The sequence below is a fragment of the Arthrobacter sp. MW3 TE3886 genome (assembly GCF_041262145.1).
Classification (GTDB): Bacteria; Actinomycetota; Actinomycetes; order Actinomycetales; family Micrococcaceae; genus Arthrobacter.
Genome location: NZ_JBGCAN010000001.1, coordinates 3,403,896 through 3,419,533, shown reverse-complemented (window position 1 = coordinate 3,419,533; position 15,638 = coordinate 3,403,896). Strand labels below are relative to the sequence as shown.

Below are 15,638 nucleotides of genomic sequence, written 5' to 3'. Positions count from 1 at the left end.
TTTAACCTCCGTCACACCTCCGGGGTGGTGGCGCAAGAGTGTCGGTGGCAGCCGATACCGTAGGAATATGCGGTTATTGCACACCTCCGACTGGCACTTGGGCCGGTCCTTCCACGGCGTCGGCATGCTGGATGCCCAGCGCGCCTTCATCGACCAGCTCGTGGCCTTTGTCCGGGAAGAGAGCGTCGACGTCGTCCTCATCGCCGGGGACGTCTATGACCGCGCTCTGCCGGGCGTCGACGTCGTCGGCCTGCTGGATGACGCCCTGGTGCGCCTCACCGGGGCCGGCGCCGAAGTCGTGCTGACCAGCGGCAACCACGACTCCGCCATCAGGCTGGGGTTTGCCTCGCGGCTGCTTGAGCGCGGGGGAGTGCATTTGCGCACACGGCTGAACGAACTGGACGTTCCCGTGCTCTTTCCGCTCGGGGACGATGCCGGGAACGAGGCAGCACCGGTGCTCGCCATTTACGGGATCCCCTGGCTGGAGCCCCGGCTGGTCGCCGAGCAGCTGGGCGTCGAGACCGCGAGCCACTTCGAGGTCACCCGCGCCGCCACCGAACGGATCCGTGCCGACGTGCGGCACCGGAGCCAGACACGGACCGTGCATTCGGTGGTCCTGGCGCACACCTTCGCCAGCGGCGGCATCAGCTCCGACAGCGAACGGGATCTGAGTATCGGCGGCGTCGGCGCAGTCCCGCTGGATCTCTTCGACGGTTTTGGCTACACGGCACTGGGCCACCTGCACGGCCGGCAGGAGCTCTCCCCGGCGGTGCGCTACTCCGGGTCGCCGCTGGCGTACTCCTTCTCGGAAGCGAAGCACCGGAAGGGCAGCTGGCTCGTGGAGGTCGACGCCGAGGGAATCGGCGGCGTGCGCGAGGTGCTCTGGGACGCGCCCCGGACCCTCGCCGTGCTCCGCGGGAAGCTGGATGAGCTCCTGGAGTCGGAGGACTTCGCGTGGGCCGAGGCCGCCTATTGCCAGATCACGCTGACGGACGAGGCCCGCCCGGCCCTGGCGATGGACCGCCTGCGGGCACGGTTCCCTGACACCCTGGTGCTCGGCTTCGATCCCGATGGCCCGGGCGCGGCGCCCAAAGCCAGCTACAGCAGCCGGCTTGCCGAGGCCGAGGACGACCTCTCCGTCTGCTGCGGATTCCTCGACCACGTCCGGGGCCGTCCCGCGTCCGACGCCGAGGCAGCCGTTCTCGCCGAGGCGCTCGACGCCGTGCGCCTGGAAGGGGTGTCCCTGTGAGGATCCATCGCCTGGAGATTTCCGCCTTCGGCCCGTTTGCCGGCACGGAGCGGATCGACTTCGACCGCCTGAGCGCACACGGGCTGTTCCTGCTGAACGGCGCCACCGGCGCGGGCAAGACCAGCGTGCTGGACGCCATCTGTTTCGCCCTCTACGGATCGGTTCCCGGGGTCCGGCAGGACGGCAAGCGGCTGCGCAGCGACCACGCGGAGGCCGCCGCCGAGCCGCGCGTCACCTGCGAATTCTCGGCCAAGGGCCGGCACTTTGAAGTCTCCCGCTCGCCCGCGTGGGACAAGCCCAGTGCCCGGGGCAGGAACGGCTTCACGGTCCAGCAGGCCAACACGCTGCTGCGCGAACGCATCGACGGCGCGTGGGTGGAGAAATCCGGCCGGAATGATGAGGCCGGAGCGGAGATCGCCGACGTCCTGGGCATGAACCGGGACCAGTTCACGCGCGTGGTCATGTTGCCGCAGGGGGACTTCGCGGCGTTCCTGCGCTCCAAGGCGTCCGACCGTCTGGAGCTGCTGCAGAGCCTTTTCGGCACCCAGCGCTTTGAAGCCGTGGAACAGGAACTGTCCCGGCGGGCGCAGACTGCCAAGGCCGAGGTCGCCAACCTCAACGCGAAGCTGGACCTGCTGCTGGCGCAGGCGGAGTCCGAAACCGCGGCGCTCGAACTCGACCCCGACGGCGCCCCCGGCCGGGACGAGCCGGATGCCCTGTTGGCCTGGCTCGACAACGCCGCAACAACCGCAGCGGAGGGCCGCCGCAGCGACGCCGCGGCAGCCGAGAAGCAGGCCGCCGATCATGCGTCCCTGCTGGAGGCGGCGAACGCGCGGGCGAACCGCCACGCCAAACTTGCCGCCGCGGAACAGCGGCGGATTGAAGCCGACGCCGCCGCCCCCGTCCTGGCGGGCAAAGCCGTCACACTGGGACTGCACCGCCAGGCCGAGATGCTCGGCGGCCAGTTGCAGGCAGTCGAAAGCGCCGCGGCAGCCGAGGACCTGGCAGGAACGGCCCTGCTGGAGGCCGCGCGGCAGCTGCGGTCCGCGGCCGCCACAGACCCGGAGCTCGCCGGGCAGGACCTCCTCGCCGCCCGCGCCCGAGGCGACGACGACGGCGCTGGCGACGACGCCGCTGCCGACGACGCCGTCCGGGCGGGCAAAGCCGTCCAGTTGGACAGCGCGGCCGTCCGCAGCACCCTCGCCCGGTTGCGGTCCCTGCATGCCGTGCTCACCGAACGCCTGCCCGACGAAGCCCGGTTCCTCGGGCTCACTGACCGCGGCAGCCGGCTGCGCCTGCAGTTGCAGGAACTGGAATCCGGACGGCTGGCCGGCGCCGCCGCACTGGACACCCTGCGCACAGAGTCGGCGGCCCTGTCCGCCGGACTCCGTCCCCTCGAGGAGCTGGCCGCCGAAGTCCAGTTGCGCACCAAGGAAGCCACGGCAGCGGATGAACTCGTGACCATCGTTGGCCGCTTCCTGGCCGCCGAGGCCGAGTGCACGGCAATTGCCGAACAGCACGCCGCTGCCCGCAACGCGCACCAGGACCGGAGGCAGCAGTGGCTGGACCTCCGCGAGCAACGGCTCACAAACGCCGCCGCCGAGCTCGCCACCCAGCTCCTGGCCGGAGTTCCATGTCCGGTCTGTGGCAGCCCTGAACACCCGGCACCCGCCCCCGCGGCAGCCTCCGCCCTGGCCGTCGCCGAGACCGAGAAAGCCGCGCAACTGGCCAGCGACACGGCTGAAGAAGCCGTCGCTGCCTTTGGGCGCGAGCTCGCCGAGGCCCAACAGAACGTCGCCGTCCTGGCCGCCCAGGGCGGCAACACACCTGCGGGGGAAGCCCGTGAGGATGCAGCCTTGGCCCGGGAGCGGGCTGATGACGCCGTCCGCGCTGCCACGGACCTTGCTGCCAGCCGGGCCCGGATGGCAGAACTCGAGGCAGCGATCGCCGACGCGGAGCGGGCGCAGGCCGACGCCGCCTCCGGCGTCGCGCAGACGCAATCGACGATCGCCGAAATCGACGAGCAGGCACGGGCCCTCGAGCACACCCTGGACAAGCTGCGCGCCGGCCATGCGAGCCTCGAACAGCGGATCGCCGCCCTGACAGCAACCACAGCGGTCCTGGAGCACGCCGACGCCGCGCAGTCGGCCCACGAACAGGCCGCCGCCCGCACCGCGGAGGCACGCCGGCGCCTTGAAGAGGCCCTCCCCGGGGCCGGTTTCAGCACCGAGACCGCGGCGCGGGAAGCACTGCTGCCAACGCCGGTGGCAACAAGTCTCGAAACGGCCATCCGGGCCGGACAGGATGAAGCCGCCAGGATCCAGGAACTGTTCGCCGGCGAGGACCTCGCGCTGGCAGCAGCCGAGCGGGCCGCCGGGGACATCGTCAGCGACGCCGCCCTCGACGAGCTCAGGGCCGGGTCGGCGGCGGCTGAACGCAAAGCCCGGGGAGCCGTGCTTGCGGCCGGGCTGGCGGAAAACTCGCTTCGTACCCTCGGGCGCATCGCCGCTGACTACGCGGACCTCGCCGCCGCGGGAAGGGAACCGCGGGACCGGGCCGCGATGCTCACCGCCGTCGCCGACGCGGCCAAGGGCGGCGGGGACAACACCTACCGCATGAGCCTGAACAGCTACGTCCTCGCCGCCCGGCTCGAGCAGGTGGCCGTCGCTGCCTCCGAACGCCTGATCGGCATGAGCGATGGCCGCTACACGCTGCAGCACACCGACGCCAAGGCAGCACGCGGCGCGAAGTCCGGCCTTGGCCTGGAAGTCGTGGACGAGTGGACCGGCCAGCGCCGGGACACCGCCACCCTCTCCGGCGGCGAGTCCTTCATGGCCTCACTGGCGCTGGCCCTTGGACTGGCGGACGTCGTGCAGCACGAGTCCGGCGGCGTGGACATCGAGACCCTCTTCGTGGACGAGGGCTTCGGCAGCCTCGACGAACAGGCGCTGGAACAAGTCATGGACGCCCTCGAAGGCCTCCGCGACGGCGGCCGGGTGGTGGGGCTCGTGAGCCATGTCGCCGAAATGAAGCAGCGCATCGGCACCCAGCTCCAGGTGGTCAAGGGCCGCAGCGGCTCCACCCTGCACATCAGCGACGACACCCGGGTCTGAGCCCGCCCGCCCCGGGGGCCAGGGTCTGAGCCCGCCCCGGGGGCCTGGGCCTGAGCCCGCCCCGGGGGCCAGGGTCTGAGCCCGCCCCGGGGGCCTGGGCCTGAGCCCGTTCCGGGGCCGGTCTGGGCCCCGGCCCGGGGCCCGGTCCCCGGGGCGGGCGTTCCGGGATCAGGTATCATTGACCTGTTACCGGGTCGCGCGCATCGGGAGGGGGGACGATGCGCACTATTTGAACGAACCCGGAAACCATGAACCCTTCACCGTCTTCCTTGGCGTCTACTCTTGACGCCCCACTTTCGACCGACGCTCTGCCGCCCGCCGGTCCGCCGGACTCCGCACTTTCGACCGACGCTCTGCCGCCCGCCGGTCCGCCGGACTCCGCACTTTCGACCGACGCTCTGCCGCCCGCCGGTCCGCCGGACTCCGCACTTTCGACCGGCGCCCTGCCTGCCCCGGCGCCCGCCAAGGGCGGCCGCTTCGCGCGGCTGCCGATGCTCGCCGGCCGCAGCTTCATCCCCTTGGGGCTCTTCGCCCGCCTGCCGCTGGCCATGCTCACCGTCGGCGCCCTGACTTTAGCCACCGCTGTCACCGGCTCTTACGCTGTCGGAGGGGCAGTGGCCGGCGCCGTCGGCATCGGCTCGGCGCTGGGCGCTCCCGTGCTGGGGCGCAAGTGCGGATCGGCTCGGCCAGCGACCCGTGTTGCTGTTTACCGCAATCCTCAACGCTGTGGCCGTCGTCGTCCTGATCATCGCGGCCTACCTGATCCCCAGCGGATCAGCTCCCGGAACCATCGTTCCTGCCCTTGTGATTGCGTTCGTGGCCGGAGTCAGCTGCCCGCAGGTCGGCTCCCTGGCCCGGGTCCGCTGGATGGCATTGACGTCCCGGGGCGGGACCAAATCCGACGCCACGGATCTGGACACGGCCCTCTCCTACGAAAGCACTGCCGACGAGTTAACCTTCGTCCTCGGGCCGGCGCTCGTGGGAATCCTTGCCAGCCTCATCGCGCCCTGGCTTCCGCTGGCCCTCGCCGCTGCCCTGACCATCACCCTGGTTCCGGCCTTCGCCGTGCACCCCACCCACCATGCGGTGGTCCGGACTCCGGCACGCACCTCGGCGGTGTCGGCCCTCGAGAAGCAGCGCCGCGCCGCCATGCCGGTCGCGCAACGCGTCCGGACCTTCGCCGCCGTGGCCCTCCCCGTCCTGGCGATGGCCTGCATGGGCACATTCTTTGGCTCCACGCAGGCGTCCCTGAGTTCCTTCTCGGCCAGTTTCGCCACCTCCGAACTCATGGGGTTGTTGTACGCCGTGATGGGCCTGAGCTCCGCAGCGGCCGCTCTCTCGGTTGCCTACTGGCCCCGGCGGTTTACCCTCAACGCCCGCTGGATCGCGTGCGCGGCCCTCATGGCCGGCTTCGCATCACTGCTGCTGCTGCCCTCGACGGCGTTGCCCATGGTCCTTGTGCTGCTGGTTCTGGGCCTGCCGGTGGGGCCGCTCATGGTGACGGTCTTCGCTGTCGGAGGACTAGTCGCCCCCGCCGGCAAGCTCGGCACGGTCATGACGGCCCTTGCCAGTGGCATTATCGCTGGACACGCACTCGGATCGTCCGTCGCCGGACAGCTGGCGCAGAACTTCGGGTATTCGACGGCGTTCCTGGTCCCGGTGTGCGCCGCCACGGCGCTGTTCCTGCTGGGAACGGCCGCCGCCGTCGTACTGCGGCAACGCGGGAAGAAGCCGGTACAGGCCGACTGACCCCGCTAACCCGCCGTTGCCCTATCACTTTTGGTCCCCAAAACGGCGCCAGGAGGACATCTACCGATAGGGCATCGGAGGTAACGGGCGACGGCGGCGCACGCGCTTAGCCCAGCTGCGCCTCGATGCGACGCGCCGCCTCGGTCAGGGCCGCGGCGACCTCGTCCGGATCCTGCGCGGCGCGGATATAGACGACGGCGAGGGCGGCCGGCCGGCCGCCCGGCACGCGCAGCGGCACCGCAATCGAGGACACACCGGGGATCACCTCGTCATGGCTGGCGGCGAAGCCGCGGCGCCGGGCCTCGGCCGCTTCGGGCCGGTACGGGATGCCCGGGACCAAGGCCCGCCAGTCCTGCTCCGGGAAGGCGGACTGGATCGCAATGCCCGGCGCCCCTGCGCTGATGGGGTGCCGAGACCCCGGGTGCTGCACCACCGCGGCGCCGCTGTGCCGCGGATCCACCGTCACCAGCGTCACGCACTCCTCCCGGTCCCAGACCGCCACGAAGGCGCTCATGGTCAGGGTGTTGGCCAGCAGGGTCAGTTCCGGCAACGCCGCCGACTGCAGGTTCCGGGAGACCCCGCGGGCCAGGACCGCGAGGCCCGGGCCGGGCTGGACGCGGCCGCCGTCGTCACGGACCAGCAGCGAGTGGTCCTCGAGGGTGCGCAGGATCCGGTAGGCCACGGAGCGGTGGACGCCCATGGCATCGGCGAGCTCGGCAATGGTCAGCGGCTGCTGGGCCTCGGCGAGGATCTCCAGCGCCCTGATGCCGCGGGACAGCGTCTGGGACGGGGAAGCCTGGGCGGTGCCGGCATTCGGGGTCATGGGGTCCATCCTAGGGGCGGGGGTGCTGGACGCCGGGCCGCCGGGCAACCCTTGTGTTCCGGCTCACGGTCCGCTAGCGTTCTATATGGGAACTGTTTGTTCGATTATAGAACACAATGACAGAACTCGACTATCGAACACAGCTGATCGAAAGCACACCCACACCACAGCCGGGGAAAACGCAACGAACGCAAGGGATCAACAATGATTGCCACGCCGCGCGGCCACGCCGGGAGTGCCCAGGGCCCCCTGTCGGCGCCGCGGGCCAACCACTTCCGGGGCAGCCTCGGCAGGTTTGCCACCGGCGTCGCGATCGTGACCTTCGACGGTGCCACGAAGCGCCACGGCATCACCGTGAACTCCTTCACTTCGGTCTCGATGGACCCCCCGCTGGTGCTGGTGAGCATCTCCCGCACGGCCAGGGCCCACGACGAGCTCGCCGGCCGGCCCTTCACCGTGAATATCCTCGGCGCCGAGCAGCGGTACCTGGCCATGCACTTCGCCGGCCGCCCCGGCCCCGAGCCGCTGTGGGTGGAAGGGAAGACCGCGCCGCGGCTGTCCAACGTCCTCGCCTATTTCGAATGCAAACCCTGGGCGGCGTACGACGGCGGAGACCACACCCTGTATGTCGGCGAGGTGGTGGACTTCAACTACCGCAACGGCGATGCCCTGGCCTTCGCCAACAGCACTTTTACCACCATCCCGGAAAGCCAGCTTGGCATGGAGGATCTGCTCTAGCGCCGCACCACATCCCTTCCCGGCATTTGCGCTCAACGACGACTGGAGGAAGACCATGGGTATCCGTACCGGACGGCAGTACCTGGACAAGCTCAACGCCATGACCCCGCACGTGGTGATCGACGGCGAGGTGGTCAGCGAGAAGATCGCCGAGCACCCGGCCTTCCGCAATGTGGCCCGCTCCTACGCCAAGCTCTTCGACATGCAGCATGATCCGCAGTACCGGGACGCGCTCACCTACGCCTCACCCAGCACCGGGGACCGGGTTAATGCCTCCTTCCTGGTGCCGAGGTCCATCGAGGACCTCCAGCGGCGGCGCCGCGCCATCTCCACCTGGGCCGAGTCCTCCAACGGCTTCCTTGGCCGCTCCGGGGACTATATGAACTCCGCGCTGACCGCGCTGGGCACGGCAGGGAAGTGGTTCGCGCAGGCGGACCCGAAGTTCGGCGACAACATCCGCAACTACTACGAGTGGGCCCGGGAAAACGACGTCCTCGCCACGCACACCCTCATCCCGCCGCAGGTCAACCGCTCGGTCTCCGGTTCGGAGCAGCTCGGCGGCCAGCTCTCGGCCCGGATCGTGGAGGAGCGCGGGGACGGGATCGTCATCCAGGGCGCGCGCATGCTCGCCACCATCGCCCCGATCGCCGACGAACTGCTCGTCTTCCCGTCCACGGTCCTGCGGGGCACGCCGGAAGACGCGCCCTATTCCTACGCGTTCGCCATCCCCAACGATGCCCCGGGCCTGCGCTACCTCTGCCGCACCTCGCTGTACAACGGCGGGAGCACCCACGACGAGCCGCTGGCCTCCCGCTACGAGGAAATGGACGCCGTCGCGGTTTTCGACCACGTCTTCGTGCCCAACGAGCGCATCTTCATGCTCGGCCACCCGCAACTGTGCAACACCTTCTATACCGAGACCGGCGCCGGCGCGCTCATGACCCATCAGGTGGTCACCCGCACCGTCGCCAAGAGCGAGTTCTTCCTGGGACTGGCCTCGGAGCTGGCCGAATCGATCGGCATCGACGGATTCCAGCACATCCAGGAGGACATCGCCGAACTGATTATCGACGTCGAAATCGGCAAGGCGCTGGTCCGCGCGTCCGAGGCCGACGCCGGGCTCAACGACGCCGGCGTCATGCTGCCGAAGTGGACCACCCTGAACGCTGCCCGCAACTGGTACCCGAAGATCGCCCAGCGCTTCCCGCAGATCATCCGGAAGTTCTCGGCGTCGGGCCTCATGGCCCTGCCGGGGGAGGCGGACGTCAACAGCGAGGCCCGGGAGGACATCGAGCTGTACCTGCAGGGCAAGACCCTGACCGGCCCCGAACGGGTCCGGCTGTTCAAGCTGGCCTTCGACGCCTCGATCTCCGGGTTTTCCGGGCGCCAGTCGCTCTACGAGTACTTCTTCTTCGGAGACCCCGTCCGCATGGCCGGCGCCCTGGTCAACACCTACGACCGCGAGCCGGTCCGGGCCAGGGTCAGAGAGCTGCTCAACCGCTCCGACTGACCCGCCTGACACGCGGAAAACACTCCCGGAAATATGTGTGCCTTATCACATCTTTCATAGTAGTATCAGGATACTAACTGACCGTTCGATCAGTAATCCACGAGGCATCAGTTATCCACTTCGCACCCACCCCGGGCAGTACCTCTGCCCCCAGCAACGGAGTTCCAATGACCGTAACTTCATCCGTAGATTCTGAGGCGGGTCCCAGCAGCAAACACGAGGAACGCAAGGTCCTCGCCGGGACACTGGTCGGCACCACTATCGAGTGGTACGACTTCTTCATTTTTGCCCAGCTGACCGCAACGCTGCTGTCGCCGCTGTTCCTCGCCCCGCTGAACGCCTCCAACCCGGGCCTGGCGCAGATCCTGTCCTTCGCCCTCATCGGCATCAGCTTCCTCTTCCGCCCGCTCGGCGCGATTGTCGCCGGCCACCTGGGCGACCGCCTCGGCCGCAAGGCCATGCTGGTCTTCACCCTGATCATGATGGGTGCCGCCACGGCCCTGATCGGCATGCTGCCCACGTACGCGCAGATCGGCGTCTGGGCCCCGATTCTGCTGATCCTGCTCCGCGTCATCCAGGGCTTCTCTGCCGGCGGTGAATGGGGCGGGGCTGCCCTGATGGCCGTGGAGCACGCTCCCAAGAGCAGGCGCGGCCTCTTCGGCGCCTACCCGCAGATCGGCGTTCCGGTTGGCATGATCCTCGCCACCGGCCTGCTGTACTTCCTCAACACCTCCATGTCCAAGGAAGACTTCGCGTCCTGGGGCTGGCGTGTGCCGTTCCTGCTCTCCATCGTGCTGATCATCGTCGGCTACCTGATCCGCCGGGCGGTCGCCGAGAGCCCCGTCTTCAAGGAGATGCAGGACCGCAAGGAAGAAAGCAAGGCGCCCCTGGGCGAGCTGCTCCGCAAGCACAAGAAGGCCGTCCTCTACTCGACGATGATCTTCATCGGCAACAACGCCGCCGGCTACCTGCTGATTGCCTTCTTCATCTCCTACGCCACCAAGACTCTGAAGATGCCCACCCCGCAGATCCTGCTCGCCACCACGCTGGCCTCCTTCGGCTGGCTGATCTTCACCCTGGTCGGCGGCTGGCTCTCGGACAAGATCGGCCGCGTCAAGACCTTCCTGATCGGCTACGGCATCGTCTTCGCCTGGATGATCCCGATGTTCGCGCTGATTGACACCAAGAACATCCTGCTCTACGGCGTCGCGCTGTTCGTCCTGACGATCGGCCTGGGCCTGTCCTACGGCCCCATGTCCGCCATGTACGCCGAGATGTTCCCGGCGAACGTTCGCTACTCGGGGATCTCGATCGGCTACGCGTTCGGCGCCATCCTCGGCGGCGCATTCGCGGCCACCATCGCGGAAGTCCTCCTGCAGGGCACCCACTGGACCGGCTCCATCGGCATCTACATCATGGTCCTCTGCGTCATCTCCGCCGTCGGCGTCCTGCTGGCCGGGGAAACGAGGGGCCGCCCGCTCGGCGTCAGTAGCCACCACTAGCCACACACAAACAACGCGGGGTCACTTACGGCCCATCCGGAGCCCCCGGACGGGCCGCAAGTGACCCCGCGTTGCTTTAAGGGAAGCCTAGACGCCCAGGAAGCTGATGGCGCCCTGCTTGAAGGCACGGCTGGTGATGGCGTTGGTGTGGTTGCGGCCCGGCAGCACGAGCTGTTCGACCATGCCGCCGGCCTTGGCGCCGAGGGCGGCGAGTTCCGGCATGGAGGCGGCCCGGTCGTCGTTTTCCCCCGCCACGAGGAGCATCGGCATGTGGGGGACGGCTTCGGCGGGGTCGTACGGCTCGGTCTTGATCGCCTCGACCAGGGACAGCAGCGCGAAGATGTTGTTGCTGGGCAGCAGCATGGCCATCTTCAGCAGCCCGGCAGTCGACTCGTCCGCGATCGGCGTGCCGTCGGCCAGGTACCGCTGCGCGGCGATCAGGTCGAAGTCCGCCAGGGGGTCGGCGACGTTCGGGCCGCCCAGGACCATCCGGTGCACCAGCTCGTGCTGGGTGGCCCCGAACTCCCAGGCGAGCCGGGACCCCAGCGAATAGCCGATCACGTCGAGCCCGCTGGACGGGTCCCCGTCGCGCAGCGGACGCGCGCCGGCGTCGAACACAATCTGCAGCAGGTCCGCGCGGATCCGGCTGGGGGAGTAGGAGTCCATGTCCTCCGGGGCGCCGCTGCGGCCGTGGCCGGGCAGGTCCACGGTGATGACGCGCCGGCCGGCTTCCAGGAGCGCGGTGAGCCAGCCGCTGTCCTCCCAGTTGAGCTTGGAGGAGGAGGAGAAGCCGTGCAGCAGCAGGACGGGACGGAGCCCGGCGTCGTTCTGGGGCTCATGCACCTGCACATACAGCTGGGGGTCGGTGCCCTCAACGGTGTGCGAATGCTGTTCGCCGGTGTGTCTGCCGCTCATGCTCTCAGTCCTCATCAAGTACGGCGCTCAGGCGGACCCGGCGCTTAGGTGCCTCTTCCTTCGGGACCGTGCCCACGATGCCGGCGGTGTTGTCCGGCACCTCAAACACAATCAGGGGCTCGCCGACATTGATCTTGTCGCCGGGCCCGCCGTAGATACGCACTACCTTACCTGCCTGCGGGCTGGGCAATTCAACGGCCGACTTGGTGGTTTCGACCTCCACGAGCGGCTGGTTGCGCTCCACCTGCTCGCCCGGGGAAACCAGCCATTCCAGCACGGTGGCCTCGATCAGGCCCTCGCCGAGATCCGGGAGCGGGAAGGAAATTTCAGCCACGTTTGTACTCCAATACTCGCTGGATGCCGAAGAGGATCCGGTCAATGTTCGGGATGTATTCATCTTCCAGGTCGCCCGAGGGATACGGGACGTCGAAGCCGGTGACGCGCTCCACCGGCGCCCTGAGGGTGTCAAAGCAGCTTTGCGTGATCAGCTGCGCCACCTCGGCGCCGAGGCCGGAGGTCAGCGGCGCTTCGTGGACGACGACGGCGCGGCGCGTCTTTCGCACGGAGGCGGCGAGGGCCTCGGCGTCGATCGGCTTGAGCCAGCGCAGGTCCAGGACCTCGATGTCGATCCCGTCCTCGGCCGCGAGCTCGGCCACCTGCAGGCAGCGGGCCACCATGGCGCCCCATGCGACCAGCGTGAGGTGGCGGCCTTCACGCATGACCTTGGCACCGGTGGGGGAGCCGCCGCCCGCATCGTGCCTGGCGGTGTCCACCTCACCCTTCTGCCAGTACCGCGACTTCGGCTCCATGAAGATCACCGGGTCCGGCCGCGTGGCGGCGTACTTGAGCAGGTGGTAGGCCTCATGCGGGTTCGACGGCGAGACCACCTTCAGGCCCGGCACGTGGGCGAAGAGCGCCTCCAGGCTTTCGCCGTGGTGTTCGGGGGCGCGGATGCCGCCGAAGCTGGGTACCCGCAGGGTGATGGGCATCGGCAGGGTGCCCCGGCTGCGGTAGTTCATCCGGGCGATCTGGCAGACGATCTGGTTGATGGCCGGGTAGGCGAAGCCGTCGAACTGGACCTCGGGAATGGGGTGGAACCCGGCCATCGCCAGGCCCACGGACATGCCCAGGATGCCGGATTCCGCCAGCGGGGTGTCAAAGACGCGCTGCGCTCCGTGCTTGGCCTGGAGTCCGTCGGTGATGCGGAAGACGCCGCCGAGCCGGCCGCAGTCCTCGCCGAAGATCACGGCTTTGGGGTTGTCCGCGAGGACCTCGTCGAGGGCGCGGTTGAGCGCCTGCTGCATCGACATCACCGTGGTGGCGGGCCCGCCACCGGCCGGGGTGGCGACTGTGTCGCCGGCAGTGCTCTCGCCTGCGGCGTTTGTGCCTTCGAGAATCGAGTTAGACATGTTCGGACTCCTCGCGCCAGTTGGCGGCCTGGGCCTGCATGGCAGGGGTGGTTTCCTGGAAGACCAGGTCAAACATTTCAGTTCCGGGCCGGGAGCCCAGGGCCTGGATGCCGGTGCGGATCTGCTCCTCTTCGGCCTTGGCCGCGGCCAGCGCCCCGGCGAAGAACGCCTCGTCGGCGATTCCATCGGCCAGCAGCCGCTGCCGGAGCCGCTCGATCGGGTCGGTGCCGGCGCCGTCGCGTTCCTCGTCGAGGGAGCGGTAGCGGCCCGGGTCATCGGACGTGGAATGCGGGCCGCGGCGGTAGGTCATGGCTTCGATGAGCACCGGGCCGTTGCCGGAGCGGGCATGCGCGAAGGCCCGGCGGGTCGCCTCCAGGACCGCGGCGACGTCGTCGCCGTCGATCTTCAGCGCCGGCATCCCGTAACCCGCGGCGCGGGCCGCGACGGAGCCGCCGGCCACCTGCCGTTCGGTGGGGACCGAGATGGCCCAGCCGTTGTTCTGGACGAAGAACACCACCGGCGCCTTCATCACGGCGGCAAAGTTCATCGCCTCGTGCACATCGCCCTGCGAGGAGGCGCCGTCACCGAAGTAGGTCAGGGCGACGCCGTCTTTCCCATCCAGCGTCTGGCCGTGGGCCCAGCCGACGGCGTGCAGGACGGACCCGGCGACGACCGCCTGGATCGGGGCCAGCCGGGATTCCAGCGGGTTGTACAGGCCGCCGTGCCACGTGGCCTTGTGGGTGGACATGTAGGCCACCATGTCCACCCCCATGGTCCGGGCGACGCCCATTTCGCGGTAGGTGGGGAAGACGAAGTCCCGGGTGGTGTCCACGGCGTAGCCGCTGCCTACCTGGGCCGCTTCCTGCCCGAGTTCGGGGGCGTAGCCGGGGATGATGCCCTGCCGCTGCCAGGCGATGGCCGAGGTGTCGAGGTGACGGACGGCCACCATGAGCGAATAGAGCTCGCGGAGTTCGTCGGCTGTGAGCGGCCCGGCAGCGCTGCCGGAAGCCACGGGGAGAAGTGTGTCCATGCCTGTGACCCTAGTCACCGGCGGCGGGGTGGGCAATCAGCCTAGGCGGGGGTGCCCAGACTGCATACTTTTGCCGGCCCGCGCGCCGGTGAGCTTGGCAATTTGTCTAGCGACTTAGCTGGACGGCTGATCGGCTTTTGCGGCGGCGGCGGCGTTGCGGTTCCGGGTGATCCGGGCACCGGTCCAGCACGCCACGGCGATGCCGGCCACCAGCACCAGTGTGCTGACCAGCTGCTTGCTGCTCTCCGGGCTGCTGAAGCCGACGGCGAAGATCAGCGCCAGGAGCACGAGCCCGAAGATCGTCAGCCCGGGGAAGCCCTTCATCCGCAGCGGCAGCGCAGTGCCGTCGCGGTCTGCCCGGCGGCGCAGGATCAGCTGGGACACCAGGGCCGAGCCCCACACCACGAGGCAGGTGGAGCCGACAAGCTGGAACAGGGCCGGCAGGATCTGGTCCGGGAAGAGCAGTTCCAGGACGGCGGCCAGGAAGCCGAAGGCTACGGAGACGCTTACCGCCACGACCGGGACCCGGGCCGTGTTGAGCTTTGAGAGGACCTTGGGGGCTTCGCCGCGCTCAGAGAGCGAGTACACCATGCGGGACGCGCCGTAGAGGTTGGCGTTCAGGGCGGACAGCAGCGCGATGACGGCGACGAGGGTGATCGCCGCGCCGGCGCCGGGGATCCGGGCGACGTCGAGGACGCCGGCGAAAGGGGACTTCAGGGCCGCGGAGGTTGAGGGCAGGACGGCAGCGATGACGAAGACCGAGCCGATGTAGAACACGAGGATCCGCCAGACCACGGTGCGGATCGCCTGGGCGACGCTGCGCTCCGGGTTTTCCGTCTCGGCTGCGGCCACGCTGACAATCTCGGTGCCGCCGAAGGCGAAAATCACGACGAAGAGTGCGGTTGCGATGCCGCCCAGGCCTGCCGGGGCGAAGCCGGACGTGAAGTTGCCGAGGCCGGGGGACGGGACGTCCGGCAGCAAGCCCAGCAGCAGGGCCGTGCCGATGGCCAGGAATATCACGATGGCGGCGACCTTGAGGATGGCGAACCAGAATTCGAACTCGCCGAAGTTCTTCACGCCCGCCAGGTTGATGGCGGTGAACAGTGCCATGAAGATCAGGGACAGTGCCCAGACGGGGACCACCGGCCACACGGTGAACAGGAGCCCGGCGGCACCGAGGGCCTCGGCGGCGATGACCACCACGAGCTGCAGCCACCAGAGCCAGCCGACGGTGGCCCCGGCGGTCTTGCCCATGGCCTTTTGCGTGTACACGGAGAAGGCGCCGCTGTTGGGATTGGCCGCGGCCATCTCCCCGAGCGCCCACATCACCAGGATGATCAGGGTTCCGGCGACAAGGTAGGAGATCAGCACGGCCGGTCCCGCCGCCTGGATTCCAGCCCCCGAGCCGAGGAACAGGCCCGCGCCGATGGCGCTGCCCAGTCCCATCATGGTCAGTTGGCGTGGCTTCATGCTGTGCCCCAGGCTCGGGGCGGGGACCGCGGTGGGTAGCGTCGCGGTGGACTTCATTGTCATGGCGAACCTTTGTGTGGTTTGGATCTTTGCGTCCTTATGGGACCTATTGAATTTACCGGATTTGGGC

General features: G+C 68.9%; 11 protein-coding genes and 1 pseudogene. 6 read left to right on the top strand and 6 right to left on the bottom strand.

Annotated elements, in window-relative coordinates:
- Positions 1 to 67: 67 nt before the first annotated feature.
- The 3 genes and pseudogenes from ABH915_RS15505 (at position 68) to ABH915_RS15495 (ending at position 6,111) form a co-directional block, all read left to right on the top strand.
- Positions 68 to 1,249 (top strand): exonuclease SbcCD subunit D, encoded by a 1,182-nt coding sequence (locus ABH915_RS15505; RefSeq protein WP_370122919.1) that lies wholly within the window; start codon positions 68 to 70, stop codon positions 1,247 to 1,249.
- Positions 1,246 to 4,362 (top strand): AAA family ATPase, encoded by a 3,117-nt coding sequence (locus tag ABH915_RS15500; protein WP_370122916.1) that lies wholly within the window; start codon positions 1,246 to 1,248, stop codon positions 4,360 to 4,362. The genes ABH915_RS15505 and ABH915_RS15500 overlap by 4 nt, the downstream gene beginning before the upstream one ends.
- A 269-nt stretch (positions 4,363 to 4,631) precedes the next feature.
- A pseudogene (locus tag ABH915_RS15495) lies at positions 4,632 to 6,111 on the top strand (MFS transporter).
- A gap of 106 nt (positions 6,112 to 6,217) precedes the next feature.
- Here the strand turns inward: ABH915_RS15495 and ABH915_RS15490 are convergent.
- Positions 6,218 to 6,934: an IclR family transcriptional regulator gene (locus ABH915_RS15490; protein WP_018775746.1), complete on the bottom strand. Its 717-nt coding sequence runs from the start codon at positions 6,932 to 6,934 to the stop codon at positions 6,218 to 6,220.
- Between the two features lie 204 nt (positions 6,935 to 7,138).
- Here ABH915_RS15490 and ABH915_RS15485 point away from each other — a divergent pair, with 204 nt between their 5' ends.
- The 3 genes from ABH915_RS15485 to ABH915_RS15475 all read left to right on the top strand — a co-directional run bounded on the left by ABH915_RS15485 (position 7,139) and on the right by ABH915_RS15475 (position 10,684).
- The gene (locus ABH915_RS15485; RefSeq protein WP_370122912.1) at positions 7,139 to 7,672 is read left to right on the top strand and encodes a flavin reductase family protein; all 534 of its coding nucleotides are present in this window, start codon (positions 7,139 to 7,141) and stop codon (positions 7,670 to 7,672) included.
- Positions 7,673 to 7,727: 55 nt separating this feature from the next.
- A complete protein-coding gene (gene hpaB / locus ABH915_RS15480) occupies positions 7,728 to 9,182 on the top strand; it encodes a 4-hydroxyphenylacetate 3-monooxygenase, oxygenase component (protein WP_370122910.1) in 1,455 nt (484 codons plus the stop codon).
- 167 nt (positions 9,183 to 9,349) lie between these two features.
- Positions 9,350 to 10,684, top strand: coding sequence for an MFS transporter (locus ABH915_RS15475; protein WP_370122908.1), 1,335 nt, complete (start codon positions 9,350 to 9,352; stop codon positions 10,682 to 10,684).
- Between the two features lie 87 nt (positions 10,685 to 10,771).
- Here the strand turns inward: ABH915_RS15475 and ABH915_RS15470 are convergent, their stop codons facing one another.
- The 5 genes from ABH915_RS15470 to ABH915_RS15450 form a co-directional block, all read right to left on the bottom strand.
- Complete coding sequence (locus ABH915_RS15470; protein WP_370122905.1) at positions 10,772 to 11,599, bottom strand: alpha/beta fold hydrolase; 828 nt, start codon at positions 11,597 to 11,599, stop codon at positions 10,772 to 10,774.
- A 4-nt stretch (positions 11,600 to 11,603) separates the two neighbouring features.
- Entirely contained in the window at positions 11,604 to 11,933 is a 330-nt protein-coding gene (locus ABH915_RS15465; RefSeq protein ID WP_018775751.1) for a biotin/lipoyl-containing protein, read from the bottom strand.
- Positions 11,926 to 13,008 (bottom strand): alpha-ketoacid dehydrogenase subunit beta, encoded by a 1,083-nt coding sequence (locus ABH915_RS15460; RefSeq protein WP_370122902.1) that lies wholly within the window; start codon positions 13,006 to 13,008, stop codon positions 11,926 to 11,928. Before ABH915_RS15460 ends, ABH915_RS15465 begins: the two co-directional genes overlap by 8 nt.
- Positions 13,001 to 14,038 (bottom strand): thiamine pyrophosphate-dependent enzyme, encoded by a 1,038-nt coding sequence (locus ABH915_RS15455; RefSeq protein WP_370122901.1) that lies wholly within the window; start codon positions 14,036 to 14,038, stop codon positions 13,001 to 13,003. The genes ABH915_RS15460 and ABH915_RS15455 overlap by 8 nt, the downstream gene beginning before the upstream one ends.
- 114 nt (positions 14,039 to 14,152) lie before the next feature.
- On the bottom strand, positions 14,153 to 15,571 hold the full coding sequence (locus tag ABH915_RS15450; protein WP_370122898.1) for an amino acid permease: 1,419 nt from the start codon (positions 15,569 to 15,571) through the stop codon (positions 14,153 to 14,155).
- Between the last annotated feature and the right edge of the window lie 67 nt (positions 15,572 to 15,638).